Source organism: Micromonospora carbonacea (genome assembly GCF_014205165.1).
Classification (GTDB): domain Bacteria; phylum Actinomycetota; class Actinomycetes; order Mycobacteriales; family Micromonosporaceae; genus Micromonospora; species Micromonospora carbonacea.
The window spans coordinates 4436777-4456234 of sequence record NZ_JACHMZ010000001.1; the positions used below are offsets into that span (position 1 = coordinate 4436777).

General features: G+C 75.0%; 17 protein-coding genes. 7 read left to right on the forward strand and 10 right to left on the reverse strand.

All coding sequences use genetic code 11. The features are described from left to right. A complete protein-coding gene (locus HDA31_RS18955; RefSeq protein ID WP_178067254.1) occupies window positions 1-684 on the forward strand; it encodes a hypothetical protein in 684 nt (227 codons plus the stop codon). Window positions 685-816: 132 nt separating this feature from the next. Beyond that, window positions 817-1773 (forward strand): TAXI family TRAP transporter solute-binding subunit, encoded by a 957-nt coding sequence (locus tag HDA31_RS18960; RefSeq protein ID WP_178064155.1) that lies wholly within the window; start codon window positions 817-819, stop codon window positions 1771-1773. 121 nt (window positions 1774-1894) lie between these two features. Here HDA31_RS18960 and HDA31_RS18965 read toward each other — a convergent pair whose 3' ends face one another. Next, the gene (locus HDA31_RS18965) at window positions 1895-3316 is read right to left on the reverse strand and encodes a sensor histidine kinase (protein ID WP_178064154.1); all 1422 of its coding nucleotides are present in this window, start codon (window positions 3314-3316) and stop codon (window positions 1895-1897) included. A 10-nt stretch (window positions 3317-3326) separates the two neighbouring features. Then, window positions 3327-3983 carry a response regulator transcription factor gene (locus HDA31_RS18970; RefSeq protein ID WP_074475831.1) on the reverse strand — a complete coding sequence of 219 codons (657 nt, stop codon included), beginning with the start codon at window positions 3981-3983 and terminating at the stop codon, window positions 3327-3329. A 150-nt stretch (window positions 3984-4133) separates the two neighbouring features. Between HDA31_RS18970 and HDA31_RS18975 the strand changes: the two genes are divergently transcribed. After that, entirely contained in the window at window positions 4134-4472 is a 339-nt protein-coding gene (locus HDA31_RS18975; protein WP_178064153.1) for a DUF952 domain-containing protein, read from the forward strand. Between the two features lie 159 nt (window positions 4473-4631). Next, entirely contained in the window at window positions 4632-5174 is a 543-nt protein-coding gene (locus HDA31_RS18980) for an acyltransferase (RefSeq protein ID WP_074475829.1), read from the forward strand. Between the two features lie 58 nt (window positions 5175-5232). On the opposite strand, the gene HDA31_RS18985 is transcribed toward HDA31_RS18980, so the two are convergent. The 4 genes from HDA31_RS18985 to HDA31_RS19000 all read right to left on the reverse strand — a co-directional run bounded on the left by HDA31_RS18985 (window position 5233) and on the right by HDA31_RS19000 (window position 11784). Then, window positions 5233-6990, reverse strand: a complete 1758-nt coding sequence (locus tag HDA31_RS18985; protein ID WP_178064152.1) for a CDP-glycerol glycerophosphotransferase family protein — start codon at window positions 6988-6990, stop codon at window positions 5233-5235. Between the two features lie 231 nt (window positions 6991-7221). Continuing rightward, the gene (locus tag HDA31_RS18990) at window positions 7222-9567 is read right to left on the reverse strand and encodes a DUF6077 domain-containing protein (RefSeq protein WP_178064151.1); all 2346 of its coding nucleotides are present in this window, start codon (window positions 9565-9567) and stop codon (window positions 7222-7224) included. Between the two features lie 157 nt (window positions 9568-9724). Further along, window positions 9725-10687, reverse strand: coding sequence for a Gfo/Idh/MocA family protein (locus tag HDA31_RS18995; RefSeq protein ID WP_178064150.1), 963 nt, complete (start codon window positions 10685-10687; stop codon window positions 9725-9727). Further along, window positions 10684-11784, reverse strand: coding sequence for a DegT/DnrJ/EryC1/StrS family aminotransferase (locus tag HDA31_RS19000; RefSeq protein WP_178064149.1), 1101 nt, complete (start codon window positions 11782-11784; stop codon window positions 10684-10686). The genes HDA31_RS18995 and HDA31_RS19000 overlap by 4 nt, the downstream gene beginning before the upstream one ends. Before the next feature lie 204 nt (window positions 11785-11988). Between HDA31_RS19000 and HDA31_RS19005 the strand changes: the two genes are divergently transcribed. Continuing rightward, window positions 11989-13068 (forward strand): lysylphosphatidylglycerol synthase transmembrane domain-containing protein, encoded by a 1080-nt coding sequence (locus tag HDA31_RS19005; RefSeq protein WP_178064148.1) that lies wholly within the window; start codon window positions 11989-11991, stop codon window positions 13066-13068. A gap of 18 nt (window positions 13069-13086) precedes the next feature. On the opposite strand, the gene HDA31_RS19010 is transcribed toward HDA31_RS19005, so the two are convergent. The 4 genes from HDA31_RS19010 to HDA31_RS19025 form a co-directional block, all read right to left on the reverse strand. Then, window positions 13087-14325 (reverse strand): acyl-CoA reductase, encoded by a 1239-nt coding sequence (locus HDA31_RS19010; protein ID WP_178064147.1) that lies wholly within the window; start codon window positions 14323-14325, stop codon window positions 13087-13089. Window positions 14326-14401: 76 nt separating this feature from the next. After that, complete coding sequence (locus HDA31_RS19015; protein ID WP_178064146.1) at window positions 14402-15451, reverse strand: LuxE/PaaK family acyltransferase; 1050 nt, start codon at window positions 15449-15451, stop codon at window positions 14402-14404. Next, window positions 15448-16869 carry an AMP-binding protein gene (locus tag HDA31_RS19020; protein ID WP_178064145.1) on the reverse strand — a complete coding sequence of 474 codons (1422 nt, stop codon included), beginning with the start codon at window positions 16867-16869 and terminating at the stop codon, window positions 15448-15450. The genes HDA31_RS19015 and HDA31_RS19020 overlap by 4 nt, the downstream gene beginning before the upstream one ends. After that, entirely contained in the window at window positions 16866-18095 is a 1230-nt protein-coding gene (locus tag HDA31_RS19025) for a glycosyltransferase family 4 protein (RefSeq protein WP_178064144.1), read from the reverse strand. The genes HDA31_RS19020 and HDA31_RS19025 overlap by 4 nt, the downstream gene beginning before the upstream one ends. Window positions 18096-18466: 371 nt before the next feature. Here HDA31_RS19025 and HDA31_RS19030 point away from each other — a divergent pair, with 371 nt between their 5' ends. Further along, a complete protein-coding gene (locus tag HDA31_RS19030; RefSeq protein WP_178064143.1) occupies window positions 18467-18706 on the forward strand; it encodes an acyl carrier protein in 240 nt (79 codons plus the stop codon). Beyond that, window positions 18699-19442: an SDR family NAD(P)-dependent oxidoreductase gene (locus tag HDA31_RS19035; protein ID WP_178064142.1), complete on the forward strand. Its 744-nt coding sequence runs from the start codon at window positions 18699-18701 to the stop codon at window positions 19440-19442. Before HDA31_RS19030 ends, HDA31_RS19035 begins: the two co-directional genes overlap by 8 nt. Window positions 19443-19458: the final 16 nt, after the last annotated feature.

The window sequence follows — 19458 nt, forward strand, 5'->3', positions numbered from 1 at the left end:
ATGTTGCTCGACCGGCCTCGTCTTCCGGCGGTCCCGGCCCCGCTGGACTGGGTGACCCTCGCCGACGCGTTCGAGGTGGCCTGCCTGTTGCGCTGCGTGTCCGCCCCGGCCGCCCCCGTCCGGGCCGGGCGGCGTCCGCCGGCACCCGCCCACCCGCACGCCGGCCCCGCCGCCGAGTTCAACCGGGAGGATGCGGCGCTGCGGATGCGTCAGCTCCTGGCCCGGCTGGAGATCCCGGTGCGGCACGAGGTGGCCACCGGTGGCCTGCGCCGCCGCTACGAGCTGCACTGCCTCCAGGTGGCCCGCGAGCACCGGGCGGCGTACGCGACGCTGGTGGAGGCCGGCTGGCGGCAGGGCCGCCGGGAGCTGCTCGGCGGGCCCGCGTCGGGGGCGTCGGCGCCGCGCCGCACGTGGCGGCCCCGGCTGGCCGCCGCGGCGTGGCGGGCGTCGCTGCTGGCCGGCGGCCGGCACGTGCGCCGGCACATCCTCGGGATCCGGCTGACCGACCGGGAGCTGGCCGCCGTGCTGGTCCGGGGGGCCGCCCTGCTGGAGGTGCCCGCCCTGCTGCGGCCCGGCGCGGGCTGCTTCGTGGTGAGCGTGGCCGACGGCCCGGACCGGGACCGCATCCTGCGCAGCGTCACCCTGGACCCGGCGACCGGGCCGGGGGTGGCCGCCGTCGGCTGATCCCCCGCGCACCGGCGCACGGCGCACCGGCGGCCGGCGGCGCACGACGGGCCGAGGCGGCCCGCGCGGGCGCGGGACGGGCCCGGCCCGAGGGCTTGCGCGGGTGGTGGTGCACCCCGCAGAGTGCACCGGGTGAGCCGTAGCTGGACTGTGCCCCCGCGCGCCGCCGGCGTGGCCGCGCTGCTGCTGGTGCTGGTCGCGGCGGCGCCCGGGCTCGCCGCCTGCCAGGACTCGCCGGGCGAACCCGTGCCGATCCGCATCGCCACCGGCAGCCCCACCGCCGTCTACCACGCGTTCGGCCGGTCGCTGGCCGGCATCCTCAACCGGGAGCTGCCCGGGGTGCGGGCGAGCGTGGTGGTGACCGCCGCCTCGGCGGAGAACATGCGCCTGGTGGGCGCGGGCCAGGCCGAGCTGGGCTTCACCCAGGCCGACGTGCTGCCCACCGACCGGGAGGAGCACCCGAGCGTCCTGGCGGTCGCGCGGGTCTACGACGACCTGCTGCACCTGGTGACCATGGCCGGCGGCCCGGTGCGCTCGGTGGCCGACCTGCGGGGCCGGCGGGTCTCCGTCGGCGCGCCCGGCTCCGGCACGGAGGTCACCGCCACCCGGCTGCTGGAGGTCGCCCACCTCGGCGGCGACGCCGTGCGCCGGGAACGGCTCGGCCTCGACGACTCGGTCGCCGCGCTGCGCGCCGGCCGCGTCGACGCGTTCTTCTTCTCCGGCGGGCTGCCGGTGCGCGGCGTCGGGGAGCTCGCCGCCGGCAGCGCCGTGCGGATCGTCGACCTGGGCGAGTGGACCGAGCCGCTGCGGCGCAGCTACCGCGAGGTCTACGTGTCCCGCGACATCCCCCGCTCCGTCTACGGGGTGGAGCCGGTCACGACCGTGGCGAACCCGAACTACCTGGTGGTCCGGGCGGACCTGCCGGAGCCGCTGGTGCGCGAGGTGACCCGGCTGCTGATGGAGCGCCGGGCGGAGCTGGCGGCGGCCCACCCGGCGGCCGGCCGGATGAGCCCCCGGTCGGCGATCGCCACCGCCCCGCTACCGCTGCATCCGGGGGCCGCCGCCTGGTACCGGTCGGCCAAGCCCTGACCCCGGCCGGGGCGGGGCGGCCGGCCGGCATCGGCCGGGGCGGGGCGGCCAGCCGGCATCGGCCGGGGCGGGGCGGTCGGCCGGGGGGCGGTCAGCCGGCACCCAGCGGGCCTCGGGCCGGTCAGCCGGCGTCGGCCGGGGCGGGCGCGGGTGCCGCGTCGGCGGCGTCGGCCGCGTCCGGGGCCGGAAACCACAGGCCGGCGACCAGCCCACGCGGCCGCCCGGGCCGCATGGTGAGCCGGCCGTCGGAGGCGTCCACGAGGACCGCCACGATGGTCAGCCCGAGCCCCGCCCCGTCGACGTTCTGCACCTCCGGGGCCCGCCAGAACCGCTCGGTGGCCCGGTCGAGCTGGTCGAGGGTCATGCCCGGGCCGGTGTCCCGGACCTCCAGCGCGATGCCGCCGTCGGCGCGCCCGACGCTCACCGTCACCTCGCCGCCCGGGCCGCTGAACTTCACCGCGTTGTCGATCAGGGCGTCGAGCGCCTGGTCGACGGCGGTCGGCACCGTCCGGGCGTGCGCCGGGCCGTCGGTGCCGGCCAGGCGGAGGGTGACCGACCGGTGCCGGGCCAGCGGCTGCCAGGCGGCGACCCGGGACGCGGCCACGGCCGCCGCGTCGACGGTGACCCGCTGGTTCTCCTCGCGCTCGGCGCGGGCCAGGGTGAGCAGGGCGTCGAGCAGCAGCGCCAGCCGGTCGGTCTCCTCCAGCGCGAGCCGGTGCTCGGCCCGGCCCTGCGGATCGGCCAGGCTCGGCCCCAGCTCCTCCACCCGCAGCCGCAGGGCGGTCAGCGGGTTGCGCAGCTGGTGGCTGGCGTGCGCGACGAACGCCCGCTGCCGGTCCATCACGTCGGACACCACGTCGGCCATGTTGTTGAAGCTCGCCGCCAGGCGGCGCAGCTCCGGCGGGCCCAGCCGGTGCTGGACCCGGGCCCCCCGGTCCCCCTCGGCGATCTCGTGGGTGACGGCGTCCAGCTCGGTGACCGGGCGCAGCACCCACCCGGCCAGCCCGAACGCGGTGAGCACGCAGGCCAGCACGGCGACGGTGCCGATCGCCGCGAGCAGCAGCCACCACGCGGTGACGGTCCGGCGCAGCGCGCCGGCCGGGGTGGTGATGACGACGGCGCCGAGCACCTCGCCGCCGTCGTTGATCGGCACCGCCACCACGACGGGCCCGTCCGCCCACGGCCACACCGAGCCCGGGGCGCTGAACTGCTGCCCGGCCAGCGCGTTGTCCAGCGCCGACTCGGTGCCGGCCCCGGAGCGCCAGCTGCCCGACGCCACCACCGTGCGGCGGTCCCGGTCGACCACCGCCGCGCCGATGCCGTACAGCTCGTCGTAGCTGCTCAGCTCGCCGCCGATGGGCCCCGGGACGCCGCCGCGCAGCGCCGGGCCGGCGAGCGAGGCGAACCGGGTCGCGTCGGCGAGCCGGTCGGCGCGCACCAGGTCGGTCTCCCGGGTGGCCAGGGTCGCCGCGAGCGGGGTCTCCAGCGCGACGAGCACGAGCACCATCAGCAGCAGGTAGCTGATGACCAGCCGACGACGCACGGGGCTCCCCTCACTCCCCGCGCAGCCGGTAGCCGACCCCGCGCACCGTCTCCACCAGCCGGGGGTCGCCCAGCTTGCCGCGCAGCGACCCGACGTGCACCTCCACGGTGTGCCGGTCGGCCCAGGTGGTGCCCCACACGTCCAGCAGGATCCGGTCGCGGGACACCGCCACCCCGTGCTGCCGGGCCAGCGACACCAGGATGTCGAACTCCTTGCGGGTGAGGGTGACCTCCCGGCCGGCGACCGTGACGGTGCGGGCGGCGACGTCGATGCGCACGGGGCCCGCCTCGATCACGTCCCGCTCCGGGGCGGCGTGCGCGGCCCGGCGCAGCACCGCCTCGATCCGCGCCTGGAGCTCGACCATGGAGAAGGGCTTCACCACGTAGTCGTCGGCGCCCAGCCGCAGGCCGAGGACGCGGTCGCGTTCCTCGCCCCGGGCGGTGACGGCGATGATGCCGAGCTGGGCGCTGCGCCGGCGCAGGGCGCGGCACAGGTCGGTGCCGTCGCCGTCGGGCAGGGTCAGGTCGAGCAGCACCAGGTCACACGGCGCGGCGCGCAGCGCCGCCGCGACGGTGGCGGCGTGCTCCACCTCGTAGCCGCGGCGGGTCAGGGCGGACGACAGGGCGGCGGCCACCCGACGGTCGTCCTCGACCAGCAGGATGCGCAACCCGCCTCCCCGGTTCCTCGTTCTCGACCGTGGAATGGTCGCAGACGTGCGGGCCGGGCGGGAGGGCCGCCCGGTCAGTCCCCGTGCGTCCGTGCCGCGCGGCCCACCGGTCCCGGCCCGCCGGGGCCGCCCCGGCCGTAGGCTGCCGGGATGATCTACAAACTGTTGACCGGCGCGGAGTGGGACGCCGCCCGCGCCGCCGGGCAGTTCGCCGGCTCGGCGGTGGACCGCCAGGACGGGTTCGTCCACCTCTCCGCCGCCGGCCAACTGGTCGAGACCGCCCGGCGGCACTTCGCCAGCGTCACCGGGCTGACCCTGCTCGCCGTCGACCCGGCGGCGCTCGGCGCGGCGCTGCGCTGGGAGCCGTCGCGCGGCGGCGAGCTCTTCCCCCACCTGTACGGTCCGCTGCCGCTCACCGCCGTGGTCGAGGCCCACGCCCTGCCGGCCGACGTGCCGGCCGCCGACGCGGTCGCGCGCCTGCTGGGCTGACCGCTCGCTATGCTCACTCCCGGCCGACGCCCCGGCCGGGGCCGCCGAGCCCGCCGCCGGGCGCGGCAGCCCCGATCCCGCGCGGGCGGCGGCGCACCCGCCGCCGTCCCGCCGCGTCCACCGCCGGCGCACGGCGCCCCGAGCGATGCGAGTTGAAGGATGACTGACACCACCGAACGGCCCGACCCCGTCTTCGTCCACCCGAGCGCCGACGTGGAGGAGGGCGCCCGGGTGGGCGACGGCACCAAGGTCTGGCACCTGGCCCACATCCGGTCCAGCGCCCGGATCGGCGCCGGCTGCGTGATCGGCCGCAACGTGTACGTCGACGCCGGCGTCACCGTCGGTGACCTCGTGAAGATCCAGAACAACGTCTCGGTGTACCAGGGGGTGACCATCGAGGACGAGGTCTTCGTCGGCCCGTGCGCCGTCTTCACCAACGACCTGCGCCCCCGGGCGCAGAACCCGGACTGGACCGTCACCCCGACGCTGGTCCGCCGGGGCGCGTCGATCGGGGCGAACGCCACCCTGGTCTGCGGGGTCGAGATCGGCGAGCACGCGATGGTCGCCGCCGGTGCGGTGGTCACCCGGGACGTGGCGCCCTATCAGCTCGTCGCCGGCAACCCGGCGCGGCCGAAGGGGTGGGTGGACGAGAAGGGCGAGGTCGTCTCCCGCGACGTGACCAGCCCACGCCGCCCCGACTGACCGCCGGCACGACGAAAGGGGGCGGCAGGTGCCGCCCCCTTTCACGTGGCGTTGCCGGTCAGCCGCAGAGGCGGCCGATCTCCTGCCGGAACCGGTCCATCGAGTTCGGCTCGTCCGGGCCGAGCAGGTAGACCTTCAGGTCCCGGCGCGCCTCGGTCATCGGGTCGTCGCCGGCCCGGGTGAGCGCGACGATCTTCTCCAGCTCGCCGCAGTCCCGCGACAGCAGGTATGCCCCCCGCGCGGTGGGGAAGTTGCGGCGGAAGTCGTCCTCGGGCAGCCCGCTCGGGTTCGCCACCACGTACGGGCGCTGGCTCTGCACGAAGTCGGAGACCACGCTGGAGATGTCGCTGATCAGCAGGTCCGTCTGGTTGAAGCAGTCGAACAGGGCGGGGACCCGGCCGGTGACGACCCGGTGCCGGGGGCCGTCGAGGGAGGTCGCGGCGACGTCGCCGCCGGCCGCGCCGATCAGCTGCACCACCCGCTCGTGGACGGCCTTCGCCTCCTTGGACCGGGTGCCGGTCAGCGGGTGCGGCTTGTAGATCAGCCGCAGCGACGGGCGGGAGGCCAGCAGGCCCCGGACGATCCGCTCCCCCATCAGCACCAGCGACGTGTGGTACGGGTCGTCGTCGAGCCACCCCTCCCAGGTGGGCGCGTAGAGCACGGTGAAGGGCCGGTCGGGCGACTCCGAGCCGAACGTGTGCACGCCCGCGAGCTGCGGCCGTCCGATCTCGACGATGTCGGCGTCCAGCACGCCGACGCCGGCCCGCGCGTACCGCTCCCGGCCGGCCAGGCCGGCGACCCACACCTCGTCGTACACCTTGCTGTACGGGTTGACGCTGGCCTGCTTGTCGCTGTCGCCGTGCCCCACGAAGACGTGCTTCATGCCCGGCTCCCGGAGCATGTGGATGTTCGCGCCGACGTTCGCCGCGTACATGGTGGCGCGGATGCTGCCCAGCTCCAGGTTCATGAAGTCCACCCCGGCCGGCACGCAGATCACCGGCAGCCGGGTGTCGGCCAGCTCGTTGAACGCCTCCCGGCTGCGCATCAGCACCACGGCCCGCCGTTCGAGGGCCTCGGTCGGGGCCAGCCACATGTTGGCCTGGTAGACGTCCTTCGCCGGACCGGCGAAGTAGAGGGCGACCTCGGGCCGGTAGGAGTCCAGCCACTTCTGCACCGCCGGCAGCACCGTGCTCTTGCCGGTGCCCCGGCCCCGCAGCCAGGTCAGCGCGACGATGCCGCCGGCCACGGCGGCGGCGAGCACGGCGGCGGCCCCGCCGGCCAGCATCGGCGCGGCGTCGTCCCACACCGCCGAGAGCACGGCCGCCGGGACCAGCAGCAGGTTGCACATGGCGAGCCGCTCGCCGGCGACCCCGGCCGCCCACTCGGGCGGGCGCGGCGCGGAGCGCATCGGGCCGAGGTCGATGTTGCGCACCAGCGCGGAGACCGGGTTACGCCGGTCGATCATGCGGTTCAGCGCCCCGGCGAAGACCGCGATCACCCAGGTCACGGCGGGCAGCAGCAGGATCGTGGTCAGCTCGACCGAGCCGGGCCGGATGGCCGAGACCACGAGCAGCACGGCCGAGAGGTCGCGGGTGAGCTGCCGGTAGCCGCGGCCGAGGCCGACCTTCTCCAGCAGCGTCACGGTGGGCGCCGACCAGCGGGCGAGGGCGAACTCACCGGCGATCGCGGCGATCCCGCCCACCGCGAACACCCAGACCGCGCCGAGGGCGCCCGCGGCGAGCGCGATCAGGTAGAAGAGCAGCAGCACGGCCCCGCGAGCGGCCACGCCCGCCGGTCCCATCAACTTGCCGAACAACGGTTACTCTCCCCCAACGAGATCGGCGACGGGGCCGGGCCCCGTGCGGGACCGGCCTCCTCGTTCAGTGCGGCTAGCGGCGGGAACCCCCCGTGCGTCGTCCTGGTCCCACTCGCCCTCAGACCTTAACGCGAGACGAACGGCGAGCCATATTCGGGTATTACGGGCTTCGTCCCGTTGCTACCCGATCGGCCCCCGACCGCGCCGTCGGGCGGGTCGGGGACCGGCCGTTCAGGGCTGGCGGAAGCAGCGGACCGAGCCGGGGGCGAACCGCCGGGCGTACATCTCGTAGCCGAGCCGCTTGAGGGTGGCCTTGGCCTCGAGGTTGACCCAGTAGACGCAGATGGTAGTCACGTCGAGCCGCTCGATGGACGCTTTCACCTCCGCGTCGGGGGCGATCGCCGTGCCGTCCGCGAACGCGGCCAACCGCAGCCGGTCGCGGACGAAGTCGGAGTTCTGGTCGTACTCGACGAGGTAGCCGTCGCGGGGCATGACGACCCGCAGCCGGCTGCTGACGACGGGAGCGACCCGCATCAGCGTCGACGGGGCGAGCAGCAGGCCCGGCTCGCGGGGCAGCCCCTCGATCCACCGGACGATCTCCAGGCGCTGTTGCGGCAGCTTCCACAGCGGGCGCGGCGCCACCTCCGTGAAACTGTCCCTGCTCCACATCGGCACGCCGAACGTCGCGAAGCAGAAGATCAGCGAGCTGGCGACGATGAGGCCGACCAGCCGGGACACCCACGGCAGCCGGGGCAGCCGGACGGTGCACAGGATCCCGATCAGGCCGGGCAGGGCGAGGATCCAGGGCACCCGCCACAGCACCGCCGCCACGCCGCTGGCGTCGGCGAGCGCCTCCAGCACGCCCGGCACGAACAGCACGCTCATGGTCAGCGCCGCGCCGGCGGCGAGCAGCCGGGGCGTCCGCGCCCGCACGAGCAGGGGCGCCAGCCACAGGGCGAGGCCGCCGATGACGCCGAGCACGCCCACCAGCAGGGTGCGGCGGTAGGTGCCCTCGGCGTCGAAGAACTGGGTCTCGCCCCCGGCGCTGGCGACCGGCCCGAGCACCAGCCGGGACACCAGCACCCCGCCGACCGGGTAGGCCAGCGCGGCGACGCCCGCCGCCAGCGCCGCTCCCCACCGACCCACCAGGAGCATCGCCAGGCCGGCCGAGCCGACCAGCAGCGGCAGGATGATCGCGGACGTCGTGGACAGGCCGGTCGCCACCACGGAGAGCGCGGCGATCAGGAACAGCTTCCACCTCGACCGGGACTCGAACCAGTCGGTCAGGTAGACCCACATCAGCGGGACGACCGCCGAGACGAACATGCCCTTGCCCTCGTAGAGCCGGGGCAGGTGGAAGGTGCCGAGCGCGGCGTCCGAGCCGACCACCAGGTAGAGGTAGGTGATGGCCACGACGAACGCCAGCACCGGGCGGCGGGGCGCCCAGCGGTGCACCAGCCGCCACAGCGCCAGCACCGCGAGCACGGCCAGGGCCGGCAGCAGCACGAACCAGGTGGCGTCGGCGGCGTGCAGGCCCAGGAACCGGGCCAGCGCACCGGCGAAGACCTCGATCGAGGCGGTCGGCGGCTGGGTGCTCAGCGGGGCGGCCACGTTCTCGGTGAACAGGAAGTCCCGCACCGGGACGATGTCCCGCTCGGCCACCCACACCGACTTGCCGAGGTAGAAGACGTCGTCCTTGCTGTTGCGGGCCATGTAGAGCGAGGAGACCGCGACCCCGGCCGAGACGAGCAGCGCGAAGAGCGCCTGCCAGCCGGTGGCGGCGGGCTCCGGCGGGCCGGTGCGGGCCAGCCACGCCCGGCGGGCCAGCAGCGCCGCGCCGACGGACGCGGCGAGCCCCAGACCGGTCGGCACCCACCACGACGCGAGCCCGCCCATGCCGGCGGTGACGGCGGCGGCGACGCCGAGCCCGGTGGTGGCCACGCCGACGGCGAGCCACCACCAGCGCCCCCTGCCCGCCGGCGCGGGACCGGCCGGGGCGGCCGGCGGCGTCGGCACGGCGCGGCGACGCCGTACGGCGCGGACCACCCCGAGCACCACGGCGAGGACAGCGAGCGCGGAGCAGCACCACAGCCAGCTCACGAACATCACCGACGGTCGCAGCTCGGCCAGGAAGCCCGCGTGGTAGATCACCGTGAACAGCGCGAACGCCAGCACGGCGGCGTCGGTGATCCGGCGCGGCAGGGCGCCGAAGGCGGCCCCGAACCGCCGCGGGAAGGACCGCCACCCGGAGGCGGTCGGTGCGTCGGGGCTCCCCTGCGGCGCGGACCGCTCCCCGGTCGGGTCGGCGGCCCCGTCGCGCGCGACCGGCTCGTCGCCCGGTGTCGCGGGCTCGTCGCGCGGTGTGCCCGGCGGGTCCTGCGGTGTCGCGGGTTCGTCCTGCGGTGTGCCGGGCTCGTCCCGCGGTCCCGCGGGGCGGTCGTCGGGCGTTTCCGGCTGGGGCTCGCGCGTGCCGGGCGGGTCCTGCGGCGTCTCGGGCTGGTCGTCCGGGACGCGGGGCAGGTCCTCCGGCGCGCGCTGGTCCTCCACTGCCAGGGCGTCGTCTGCGACGTTCGGCACAGGGGATTCCTTGATCTCTGTCGAGTGGGAAGGCGGGCTGCCGGGGCTCACCCTCGGCGGGCGGCGGCGGCCGGCCGGGCGCACGGTGGGCAAGCCTACCCGAACGTGATCGCCAGCCGGGCCGGCGACACGACGCCCCCGGCCCTGGCCCCGCAGGTCAGGCGCGGTCGGCGAAGAGCCGGCCGACCGCCCGGTGCGCCGGGAGGATCGAGCGCCGCTCGGCGTCGGCGTCGGCGACGCCGACCAGCAGGTCCAGGAAGTGGTCGAGCTGGGCGGCCAGCGGCTCCCGGTTGGAGACCAGCTCCGGCACCTCCATGATGCTCTGCTGCCGGTAGCCCCGGCCGTCGGGCGTCGCCGCGTCCAGCGACACGTGCCGGTAGATGGTGACGTCCCGGCGGATCAGATCCGCCTCGATCAGCCGGTCCACCTCGCTCACGACCAGCGTCCGCACCTTCCGCTGGCCGATCCGGCTCGCCGAGACGTTGGCCAGCGCCGCGCCGCCGAAGGTCAGCAGGGCCTCGGCGACGTCCTCCGCGCCGGGCAGCGAGCCCGGGTGGAAGTGGCCCAGCACGCCGCGTACGTCGGTCGGCTCCTGCCCGCCGAACACCCGGACGGCCAGGTCCACGTCGTGGATCAGCAGGTCCCAGGCCACGCCGGTGCGGATCCGCGGCGCGTACGGTGAGTGCCGGGTGACGGTGAGGTGCACCGGGTTGTCGACCAGGGCGAGCGCGGTGAGCACCGCCGGGTTGAACCGCTCCAGCAGCCCGCACACCAGCGGGACCCCCCGCTTCTCGGCGGTGGCCACGACGTCCTCGGTCTCGGCGAGACTGCCGCAGACCGGCTTCTCGATCAGCAGCGGCTTGTCGGCGGCGAGCACCTCACCGGCGAGGGCGTGGTGGAACTCGGTGGGGGCGGCGATCACGACCGCGTCGACGTCGGACAGGTCCGACCCGTCGGGCGCCCACCGCGCGCCGTACCGGTCGGCCACCGCCCGGCCGACGGCCTCGCGGGGCTCGACGACCCGCACCAGCCGGGCCCGGTCGGACTGGGCGATGACCCGCGCGTGCAGGGCGCCCATCACGCCCGTGCCGACGAGGGCGAAGCGCACCGGGGCGGTCACGCGCCCACCGCCTTGCGCACGGCCTCGACGACCCGGTCAACGTCGCCGTCGGCGAGGTGGTGGTGCACCGGCAGGGACAGGCACTGCCGGGCCACCCGTTCGGCGACCGGCGCGGGGTCGGCGACCACCCGGGGGTGCTCCCGGTAGCAGTCGTAGTCGTAGACCGCCTTCGGGTAGTAGACGCCGCAGCCCACCCCCTGCTCCCCCAGCCGGGCGGCCACCTCGTCGCGGCTGGCCGGCGCGGCGTCGGTGACCAGGACGGTGTACTGGTGCCAGACGTGCGTCCGGCCCGGCAGCTCGGCCGGCAGGCGCAGGCCCGGCACGTCCGCCAGGCCGGCGTGCAGCCGGGCCGCGTTGTCCCGGCGGCGCGCGACGGTGTCGGCGTAGCCGGCGAGCTGCGGGATGCCGAGCGCGGCCTGCAGGTCGGTGAGCCGGTAGTTGTGGCCGGCGACCTCGTACTGGTAGCGCTGGCGCATGCCCTGGTTGCGCAGCACCCGCAGCCGGTCGGCGAGGACGGCGTCGTCGGTGGTGATCATGCCGCCCTCGCCGGTGGTGAGGTTCTTCGTGGCGTACAGGGAGAAGGCGCCCAGGCCGAAGCTGCCGGCCCCCCGCCCGCCGACCGTCGCGCCGAGTGACTGCGCGGCGTCCTCGACCAGGCCCAGGCCGTGCCGCTCGACCAGGGGCACGATCGCGCCCATGTCGGCCGGCTGGCCGTACAGGTGCACCGGCATGACGACCCGGGTACGCGCACCGAGCGTGGCGGCGAGGGCCGCCGGGTCCAGGCAGAAGTCGTCCTCGCGGATGTCGGCGAACCGCGCGGTCGCCCCGGCCTCGAGGATCGCGTTGAGGGTGGCGACGAACGTGAACGGGCTCGTCACGACCTCGTCGCCGGGCCGCAGGTCGAGCACCTCCAGTGCGGCGACCAGCGCCGTCGTGCCGTTGTTGACCGCCACCGCGTGCTCCACCCCGACCAGGTCGGCGAACTCGCGTTCCAGCCGGGCCACCATCGGACCCTGCGCGAGCACGCCGGAGCGGATCACCTCCACCGCCAGCTGTTCGGCCTTCTCGTCGAGTTTCACGACGGAAATGGGGATCACAGCACGTCTCCTCGGGGTCGGTGGCAGCGAGCACGGTAACAGCGGCGGAGGTCGACACGACGGGCGGTGGCCGGCGTCGGGGTAGGAATTCCGCGCGGGCGCGCCGAGCGAGTGGGGCCGCGGGGCCTGGGCTAGTGTAGTGCCCTGCCCGGTCCGTCCTCACTTTCCGCTACGGACGAAACGCGACGCGGAGGCACGTAACGCATGGTCCAGACCGTCCCGCGGAAGGATGTCGTCACTTCCGGCGCCCCGGAGCCGGGCGACGACGGTCTTCCCGCCGCACCGGCCGGCCCGCTGAAGCGGTGGCTGTCGCTGGGTGTCCGCGTCGCCATCGTCGTCGCCATCGCCGCCGGGATGGTCTGGAGCGTCGTCGACCAGTGGCCGCAGGTCCGGTCGACGTGGCTGGGCCTGGCCTGGCAGTCGGTGGTGCTGTCCGTCCTCGCGGCGCTCGCCGGGATGGTGGCCAACACGATGGCCTGGCGGGCCGCCGTGCGCGACCTGGAACACCGGGTGTCCGTGCCCGCCGCCCTGCGCATCTGCCTGGTGGGCCAGCTCGGCAAGTACATCCCCGGCAGCGTGTGGGCGTACGTGCTCCAGGTCGAGCTGAGCCGGCGGGCCGGCCTGCCCCGGGCCCGCGCCTTCCTGGCCACCCTGGTCTCCGTGGGCCTCGGCGTGACGGCCGCGCTGGGCCTCGGCCTGCTCAGCCTGCCGGCGCTGCGCGAGGCGGCCGGCGGCGGCGACTCCACGTACGCCGACTCGGTGCGGGTCGCGCTGTGGATCGTGGCGGCGCTGTTCCCGGTCGCGCTGGTCTGCGCGGTGCCGCGGGTGCTCACCGCGCTGGTGCAGCTCGCCCTGAAGGTGCTGCGCCGCCCGCCGTTGACGCACCGCCTCACCTGGCCGGGCGTGTCGCGGGTGGTGGGCTGGAGCGCGCTGGGCTACACCCTGTTCGGCGTGCACCTGTGGCTGCTCGCCAACGCCCAGGCCACTCCCGGCGTGGAGGGGCTGCTGCGCAGCGTCGGGTCGTTCGCCATCGCGATGACCGTCGGCATGTTCGCCTTCCTCTCCCCCTCCGGGCTCGGCGTACGGGAGGCCGTGCTGGTCGCCGCGCTGGCCCCGTTCCTGGACGGCAACGGCGGCGTCGGCGCGGCGATGGGCATCGCGCTGGCGTCCCGGCTCATCTTCACCATCGCCGACGTGCTCGCCGCCGGCCTGGCCGCCCTGTCCGGGGTGCGTCAGCTCCGCCGGGACGCCCCGACGGAGACGTCCGCCACCCCCGCCGGCTAGGCCGGCCCGGGCGGCAGGTCAGCGGGTGACGACGCTGGTGATCCGGGTGAACTCGCGCATCAGGTCGTAGCCGTCCCAGGTGGCGGCGAAGCTCAACGCGTCGCCGACCGGCACGATCCGGTCGACCCCGCGCCCGGCCAGCGCGCGGGCGAAGGCGACCAGCTCGTCGGCGGCGAACCCGAAGTGGGTGACGGTCTGGTCACGGCGCACCACCACCGGCGCGAGGTCGGCCAGGCTGTCGACGCGCGCCTGCGGGAACGTGCCGACGCCGAGCCAGCGGCGCGGGATGTCGTCCGGCCCGGCCAGCTCCACCGTCGCCAGGTCGTTGCCGTCGAAGTGGATGGCCGTGGCCGCCCCCTCGACGGCCAGGCCGTAGGTGGCGACCCGCTTCTCCACCGCCATCGCGGCGTCGACCTCGGGCCGCTTGCCGTCGAGCACCCTCCGTAGCCGGGACAGCAGGTCCGCGCGGGCGGCCCCGGTGCTGGCCGGGTCGCCGACCCAGTAGACGGCGCGGGGCGAGGCGCAGGCCGCCTGGTCGAACCAGTACGCGTCGTTGTAGAGGCCGAGGGCGGCGGCGTCGCGGTCGGCCTCGGCGGCGGCGAGCCAGCCGGCCGCCCCGATCACCGTGAACGACGAGCGGTCCGGGAAGGTCAGGTCCCGGGCGTGCGGGGCGAGCGGGTGCCGGCGGATCTCGCCGACGGACCGGTCGCCGCCCCAGATCACCCGCAGGTCCGCCGCGGCCGACAGCGCGGCGGTCACCGCGTCGTCACGCCCGTACGTGACCATCCGCTGGGTCTGCCGCACCACGTCGTCGGCGTCGGCGAGGGTGTCGCCGAGCGCGTCGAGCACCGCGTCGGCGGCGCCCGCCGACCGGGACGAGATGCGCACCACGTTGGCGTTGCCGGCGAGCGCGGACAGTGCCCACGAGTAGACGAAGATGGTGTCGACGTTCGCCGGCGGCACGTGGAAGACCAGCCCCCGGGGGAAGCGGAGCTGGCCGGGCTCGTCCGCGACCCGGGCGAGCGCCCTGGCGATCTCGCCCCGGCGCAGGAAGAAGCCGAGGGAGGCCAGCTCCGGGTGCCGGCGGGCCACCGCCGGGCGCAGCAGCCGCCGGGCGAACGCCACCAGGAACTCGACGATCCGGTCGTCGCCGACGGTCAGCGGGCCGCCGGCCGGCACCGCGCGCAGCGCGGCGACGAGGTCGTCGACGTCGGTCGCGCCGCCGGCCGGGAACCGCTCGACGACCTTGCCGCTCATGCCCGCACCCCGCCGCGCCCGACGCCGGCCCGGGACGCCGACGCGCCCCGCCCGACGATCCGCTCGTCGCACCCGCTCATGCCGCCGCCTCCGCGAACGTGTCGCTGCACCCGCGCGCCTCGGCGCGGGGCAGCCGGCCCAGGATGGAGAACCGCTTGCCCGGCCAGGCCCCGTCGTCGACGCCGTGCACGACGCCCCGGTCCTCGGTGAGCAGCAGGTGCCCCGGGTACGACCGGGGCATCGTGCTGACCACCTGCACCACGCCGGGCGTGCCCACGGGCACCTCCGCCCAGGTGTGCGGGTCGCGGACGATGACGTCGGCGAACTCGGGGCAGTAGAGCCCGCCGCCGTCCGGCCCCTCCAGGAACGTCGTGCCGATCTGCTCGACCATGCCGTAGAAGTTGTGGATGCGCGTCAGGCCCGTGTCGGCGGTGAAGCGGCGGCGGAACTCGGCGTTGTCGACCGCCCGGTCGACCAGCTTCTTCCAGCCGCCGCTGTGGATCAGGATGCCGTTGCTCAGGTCGAACCGGTGCTCGCGGGCCAGCTCGTAGAGGTAGAGCCAGGTCATGAACGTGAAGCCGAAGATGAGGAACGGCTGGTCGCCGTGGCGCTCCAGGAAGGCGCGCACGGCGTCGGGGTCGGGCCGCTCCTGCTCGTCGAGGACGAAGGTGTGGTCGCGGCCGAAGTTCATCAGGCCGAGCACCCCGGCGCCCCGGGCGGAGAACGACGTGCGGTTCTTGAACAGGGCCTTGGTGTCGACCAGCAGCATCGGCAGCCGCTTGGTGCCGATCACCGCGCTCAGCGTGGCCGACAGCATCTTCTGCTGCACGCCCGCCGCGTCCTTGTCCAGGTAGATCCGGCTGACGTCGCCGGTGGTGCCGGAGGAGGTGAGGACCTTGAAGACCTCGTCGTCGCCGATGCTCTTGAGGACGTGGTGCTTGAACAGCCGCACCGGCAGCCAGGGCAGGTCGGCGACGCGGTCGTAGCGGCGGCCGGGCAGGTGGCCGAGGGAGGCGAGCAGGCGGGCGTACTCGGGGCTGCGGGCCCGGTGGTGCTCGGTCAGCTCGACCAGCTCCGGCAGGAGCCGGGCCTCGCGGGCCGCCTGGTCGAGGGCGAACAGGCTCATACCAGCGCCTCCAGCGAGCGGTAGTCGATCTTGCCGTTGGGCAGTTGCGGCAACCGCTCGACGGCCCGCACGTCGAAGCCGGACCGGTGCAGCCGCAGCCGCTCCGCCAGCCGCCCCGCGAGGACGCGCGTGCCGTCGTCGGTGCCGCCCTCGACGAAGACGACGACCCGGTCCGGGCCGGACACGGCGACGACGGGCCCCTGGTCGCGGGCCAGCTCCTCGATGTCGTGCAGGTTGACCCGGATGCCGAAGACCTTGCCGAACCGCTTGAGCCGGCCGCGCAGCCAGACGAACCCGTCGGCGTCGAGGCAGCCCAGGTCGCCGGTGCGCAGCACCCCGCCCTGCTCGTCGCCGCGGGTCAGGTCGGCGGCGCTCTCCGCGTACCCCATCATCACGTTGGGGCCGCGGTAGACCAGCTCGCCGACCACGCCGGGACGGTCGGTCTCCGCGCCGTCGGGGCCGAGCACCGTGAACGAGCCGCCGGGCAGGGCCGGGCCGACCGAGCCGACCCGGTCGGGCAGCGCGTCGGCCGGCAGGGTGCTCATCCGGGGGCCCGCCTCGGTGCAGCCCCACATGACGTGGAACCGCCCGCCCGCCTCGGCGATCCTGGCGTGGAAGGCGAGGATCGTCTCGTCGCGCAGCTTGCCGCCGGCCTGGGTGAGGGTGCGCAGCGTCGGGTACTTCGCGGGGCTCCACCGGATCTTGTGCAGCATCTCGTAGTTGTGCGGCACCCCGGCCAGCGACGTCGCGCCGTAGGTCGAGACGGCCTGCCAGAACTCGCGGGCCAGCACGCCGCCGTCGACCACGAGGACGGTCGCCCCGGCGGCGAGGTGGCTGTTGAGCACGGACATGCCGAAGCTGTAGTAGAGCGGCAGGCTGGTCGGGGCGATCTCGTCCGGACCGATGGCCAGCACCCGCGCGATGGCCGCCGCGTTGGACTCCACGGCGGCGCGGGAGAGCCGGACGAACTTCGGGTCCCCCGTCGAGCCGGACGTGGCCAGCAGCACCGCGAGATCCGGGTGCGGCCGGTCGGCGCAGGTCCGCTCGCGGACCCACACCGGGCCGAGCACCCCGTCGTCGACCGCGCGGTAGTCCCCGGGCCGCTCGCCGGGATCCGCGCCCGCGCCGCCCTCGGCGAGGCCCACCACCACGGCCGGGGAGAACCGCCGGACGAAGTCGGCCAGCACCGCCGGGTCCAGCGCCGGGTCGAGCAGCGCCACCGGGCGCTGCGCGCGCAGCGCGCCCGCGTAGCGCAGCACCGCCGGCACCGACGTGCCGCTGCGGGCGAAGACCACCCCGGGCGGGAGCCCGGCGTACGCGGCGGCGTGCCGACCCACCTCGGCGGCGAGGTCAGCGCCGCCGAGGACGACGCCCGTGGCGGCGTCGATCAGCCGGGCGCTCGGGGCGACCAGGTTCATGCGGGCCTTTCCTCCGGCCTGGGCGGGTCGAGTTGGGGCAGCGGGGCTCCGGTCATCCGGGCGAACGCCTCAAGGTGCCGCCGGGCCACCACGTCGAGGGTGAAGTTGGCGTGCACGAGCTCCCGCTGCGCCTTCGCGATCCACTCCCGCTCCTGCGGATCGTCGAGCAGCCGGATCACCACCTCGGCCAGGTCTGGCCCGTCGTTCGGCCGGGCGAGCACGAAGTTCTCCCAGTTGCGCAGCTCGACGGCCGGGAAGTTGGTCTCGGTGATGGTGCCGATGGTCGCCCGACCGGCCGCCATCGCCTCCAGGCTGGCCGTGCCGAAGCCGGTGCCCTGGAGGTCGTGGGTGACGATGTCGGCGGCGGCGAAGAAGGACGGCACGTCCGCCGGTGGCACCACGCCCGTGGTGACGATCGCGTCGGTCACCCCCAGCTCGGCCGCCCGCTTCACGAAGGCGTCGTAGTAGATCCGGCCGACGATCATCACCTTGGTCTGCGGGTGCTTGTCGAGGATCGTCGGCAGCGCCTCGATCAGGGGCAGCCGGTGGCGCAGCGGGATGACGTGCCCGAGCGAGACGATCAGCGGTTGGTCGCCGATGCCGTACTCGGCCCGGACGTCACGCGTCGGGGGCGCCTCGAACCGACTCGGCTCCACCGCGACGGGAATGTACTCGAACTCGTCGGGGGTGGCGAGGTACCGCTGCTCGCAGTACGCGCCGCAGAGCTCGTCCATGATGACGTAGCGCGGGCGGTAGCTGCGCAGGATCGGCTTGACCAGGAACCGGTCCAGGGCCTTGAACAGCGCCGTGTACTTGGGGTCAGGGCTCTCCAGCCGGGTGTGCACCGACAGCAGCACGGGAATCTTGTTCCGCCGGGCGTACCAGCCGGAGAGCCAGGTCAGGTCGAAGAACTGACCGTGCTGGTGGATCACGTCCGGCTGGAAACCGTCCAGCAGCCTGCGCACGCGGCGCAGGTTGGCCGGGCGCGCCAGCGCGAAGGCCATGTCGAAGTCGATCGACAGGCCGAGCTGCGGCATCGGCATCGCGGGCAGCCGGACCACCCGGTATCCGTCGCGCTCCTCCTCGGCGGGCGCGTCCTGGTACGCCGCTGTCAGCACCAGCACCTCGTGACCGGCCGCCACGTACCGGGCGGCCAGTGAGGCGGACAGGTGGGAACTGCCACCCGGCCGGGGCGGGAAGAAGTTGTTGACAACAGCGATCCGCACGGTGGTGGCTCCTGTCAGCTCCGGTGGGGGACGGCGTGACCGGAGGAAGACCTGGACACGTGTGGGTATCGGTCGGGACGGTTCCGGCGCACCGCGCCACGCTACCGCAACCCCGGGCGGGTCACCGTGGACCGACCCGGTGCCCCGGCGTGGCCGAACTGTCCCCGCAACGAGAGTGGCCGACTCCGCCGGCACCGTCGATGACGTGCGAAAGAACGTTGGGCGAACGCCTGTGGGCAGCACGTCTGGCAGCCGTTGGTCGGCCGGTCCCTCCAGTAGGCTGGCCGACCGTAACCAGACCGGTCCAGGCGGTGGCGAGCCGCCGGACCACGCCTGGGCCACAGTCACCGCTGCTGAGTAGGGAGCAACCCGTGCCGCTGTCCGACCGGCTCCGCGCCGTCTTCGTCGAGGCTCTGGAACTGGGCGGGGAGGTGGACGTGGAGAACCTCAGGTACCGCGAGATCGAACAGTGGGACTCGTTGGGCCACATGACCCTCGTGGCAGCGATCGAGGAGGAGTTCGACGTCCAGCTCGACACCGAACAGGTCATCGAGATGAGCAGCTTCAAGGTCGCCCTGGACATGCTGGCCGGGATGGGCGTCCGTGCCTGAGTCTGCGCACGCCCTCGACGGGCGGGTGGCAGTGGTGACGGGCGCCGCCCGAGGAATCGGCCGGGCCACCGCCGAAGCGCTGGTCGCCGCCGGGTCCTCGGTGATCGTCACCAGCCGCGACGGCGACGTGGCACAGCGTGCGGCGAAGGAGATCGGCGCCGTCGAGGGCCTCGCCCTCGACGTCACCGATCCTGGGCAGGTCGGCGCAGTGTTCCGGACGATCGCGTCCGGGCACGGCCGGATCGACGCGCTGGTTGCCAACGCGGGCGTGCTGGAGAACGCGCCGATCGGCATGATCAAACCGGACCTGGTCGCCCGGATGCTGGACACCAACGTGGCCGGCACGATCTCCACCGTGCAGGCCGCCGCCCGGGTGATGCTGCGCAAGAAGGGCGGCTCGATCGTCCTGCTCGCGTCCATCCTGGGCGAACGCGGCAGCGCAGGCCAAACCGCGTACGCGGCGTCGAAGGCGGCGGTGGCCGCGATCGCCAGGTCGGCGGCGAAGGAGCTCGGGCCGCGCGGCATCCGGGTCAACGCCGTCGCGCCCGGGCTCATCGACACCGACCTGATTCGCGACCTGCCGGCTGAGCTGATCGAGCAGCGGGTGGCCGACACCGCACTACGCCGGCTGGGGCGCCCGGAGGACGTCGCCCGGGTCATCCGGTTCCTGCTCAGCGACGATGCCGCGTTCGTCACCGGACAGATCGTCGGCGTCGACGGCGGCCTGGTGCTCTGACCCGGAGTACACGGCC

Coding starts and splice junctions, on each gene's coding strand:
- HDA31_RS18955 (WP_178067254.1), top strand. CDS start 1: ATGTTGCTCGACCGGCCTCGTCTTCCGGCGGTCCCGGCCCCGCTGGAC.
- HDA31_RS18975 (WP_178064153.1), top strand. CDS start 4,134: ATGATCTACAAACTGTTGACCGGCGCGGAGTGGGACGCCGCCCGCGCC.
- HDA31_RS18980 (WP_074475829.1), top strand. CDS start 4,632: ATGACTGACACCACCGAACGGCCCGACCCCGTCTTCGTCCACCCGAGC.
- HDA31_RS19005 (WP_178064148.1), top strand. CDS start 11,989: ATGGTCCAGACCGTCCCGCGGAAGGATGTCGTCACTTCCGGCGCCCCG.
- HDA31_RS19010 (WP_178064147.1), bottom strand. CDS start 14,325: ATGAGCGGCAAGGTCGTCGAGCGGTTCCCGGCCGGCGGCGCGACCGAC.
- HDA31_RS19015 (WP_178064146.1), bottom strand. CDS start 15,451: ATGAGCCTGTTCGCCCTCGACCAGGCGGCCCGCGAGGCCCGGCTCCTG.
- HDA31_RS19020 (WP_178064145.1), bottom strand. CDS start 16,869: ATGAACCTGGTCGCCCCGAGCGCCCGGCTGATCGACGCCGCCACGGGC.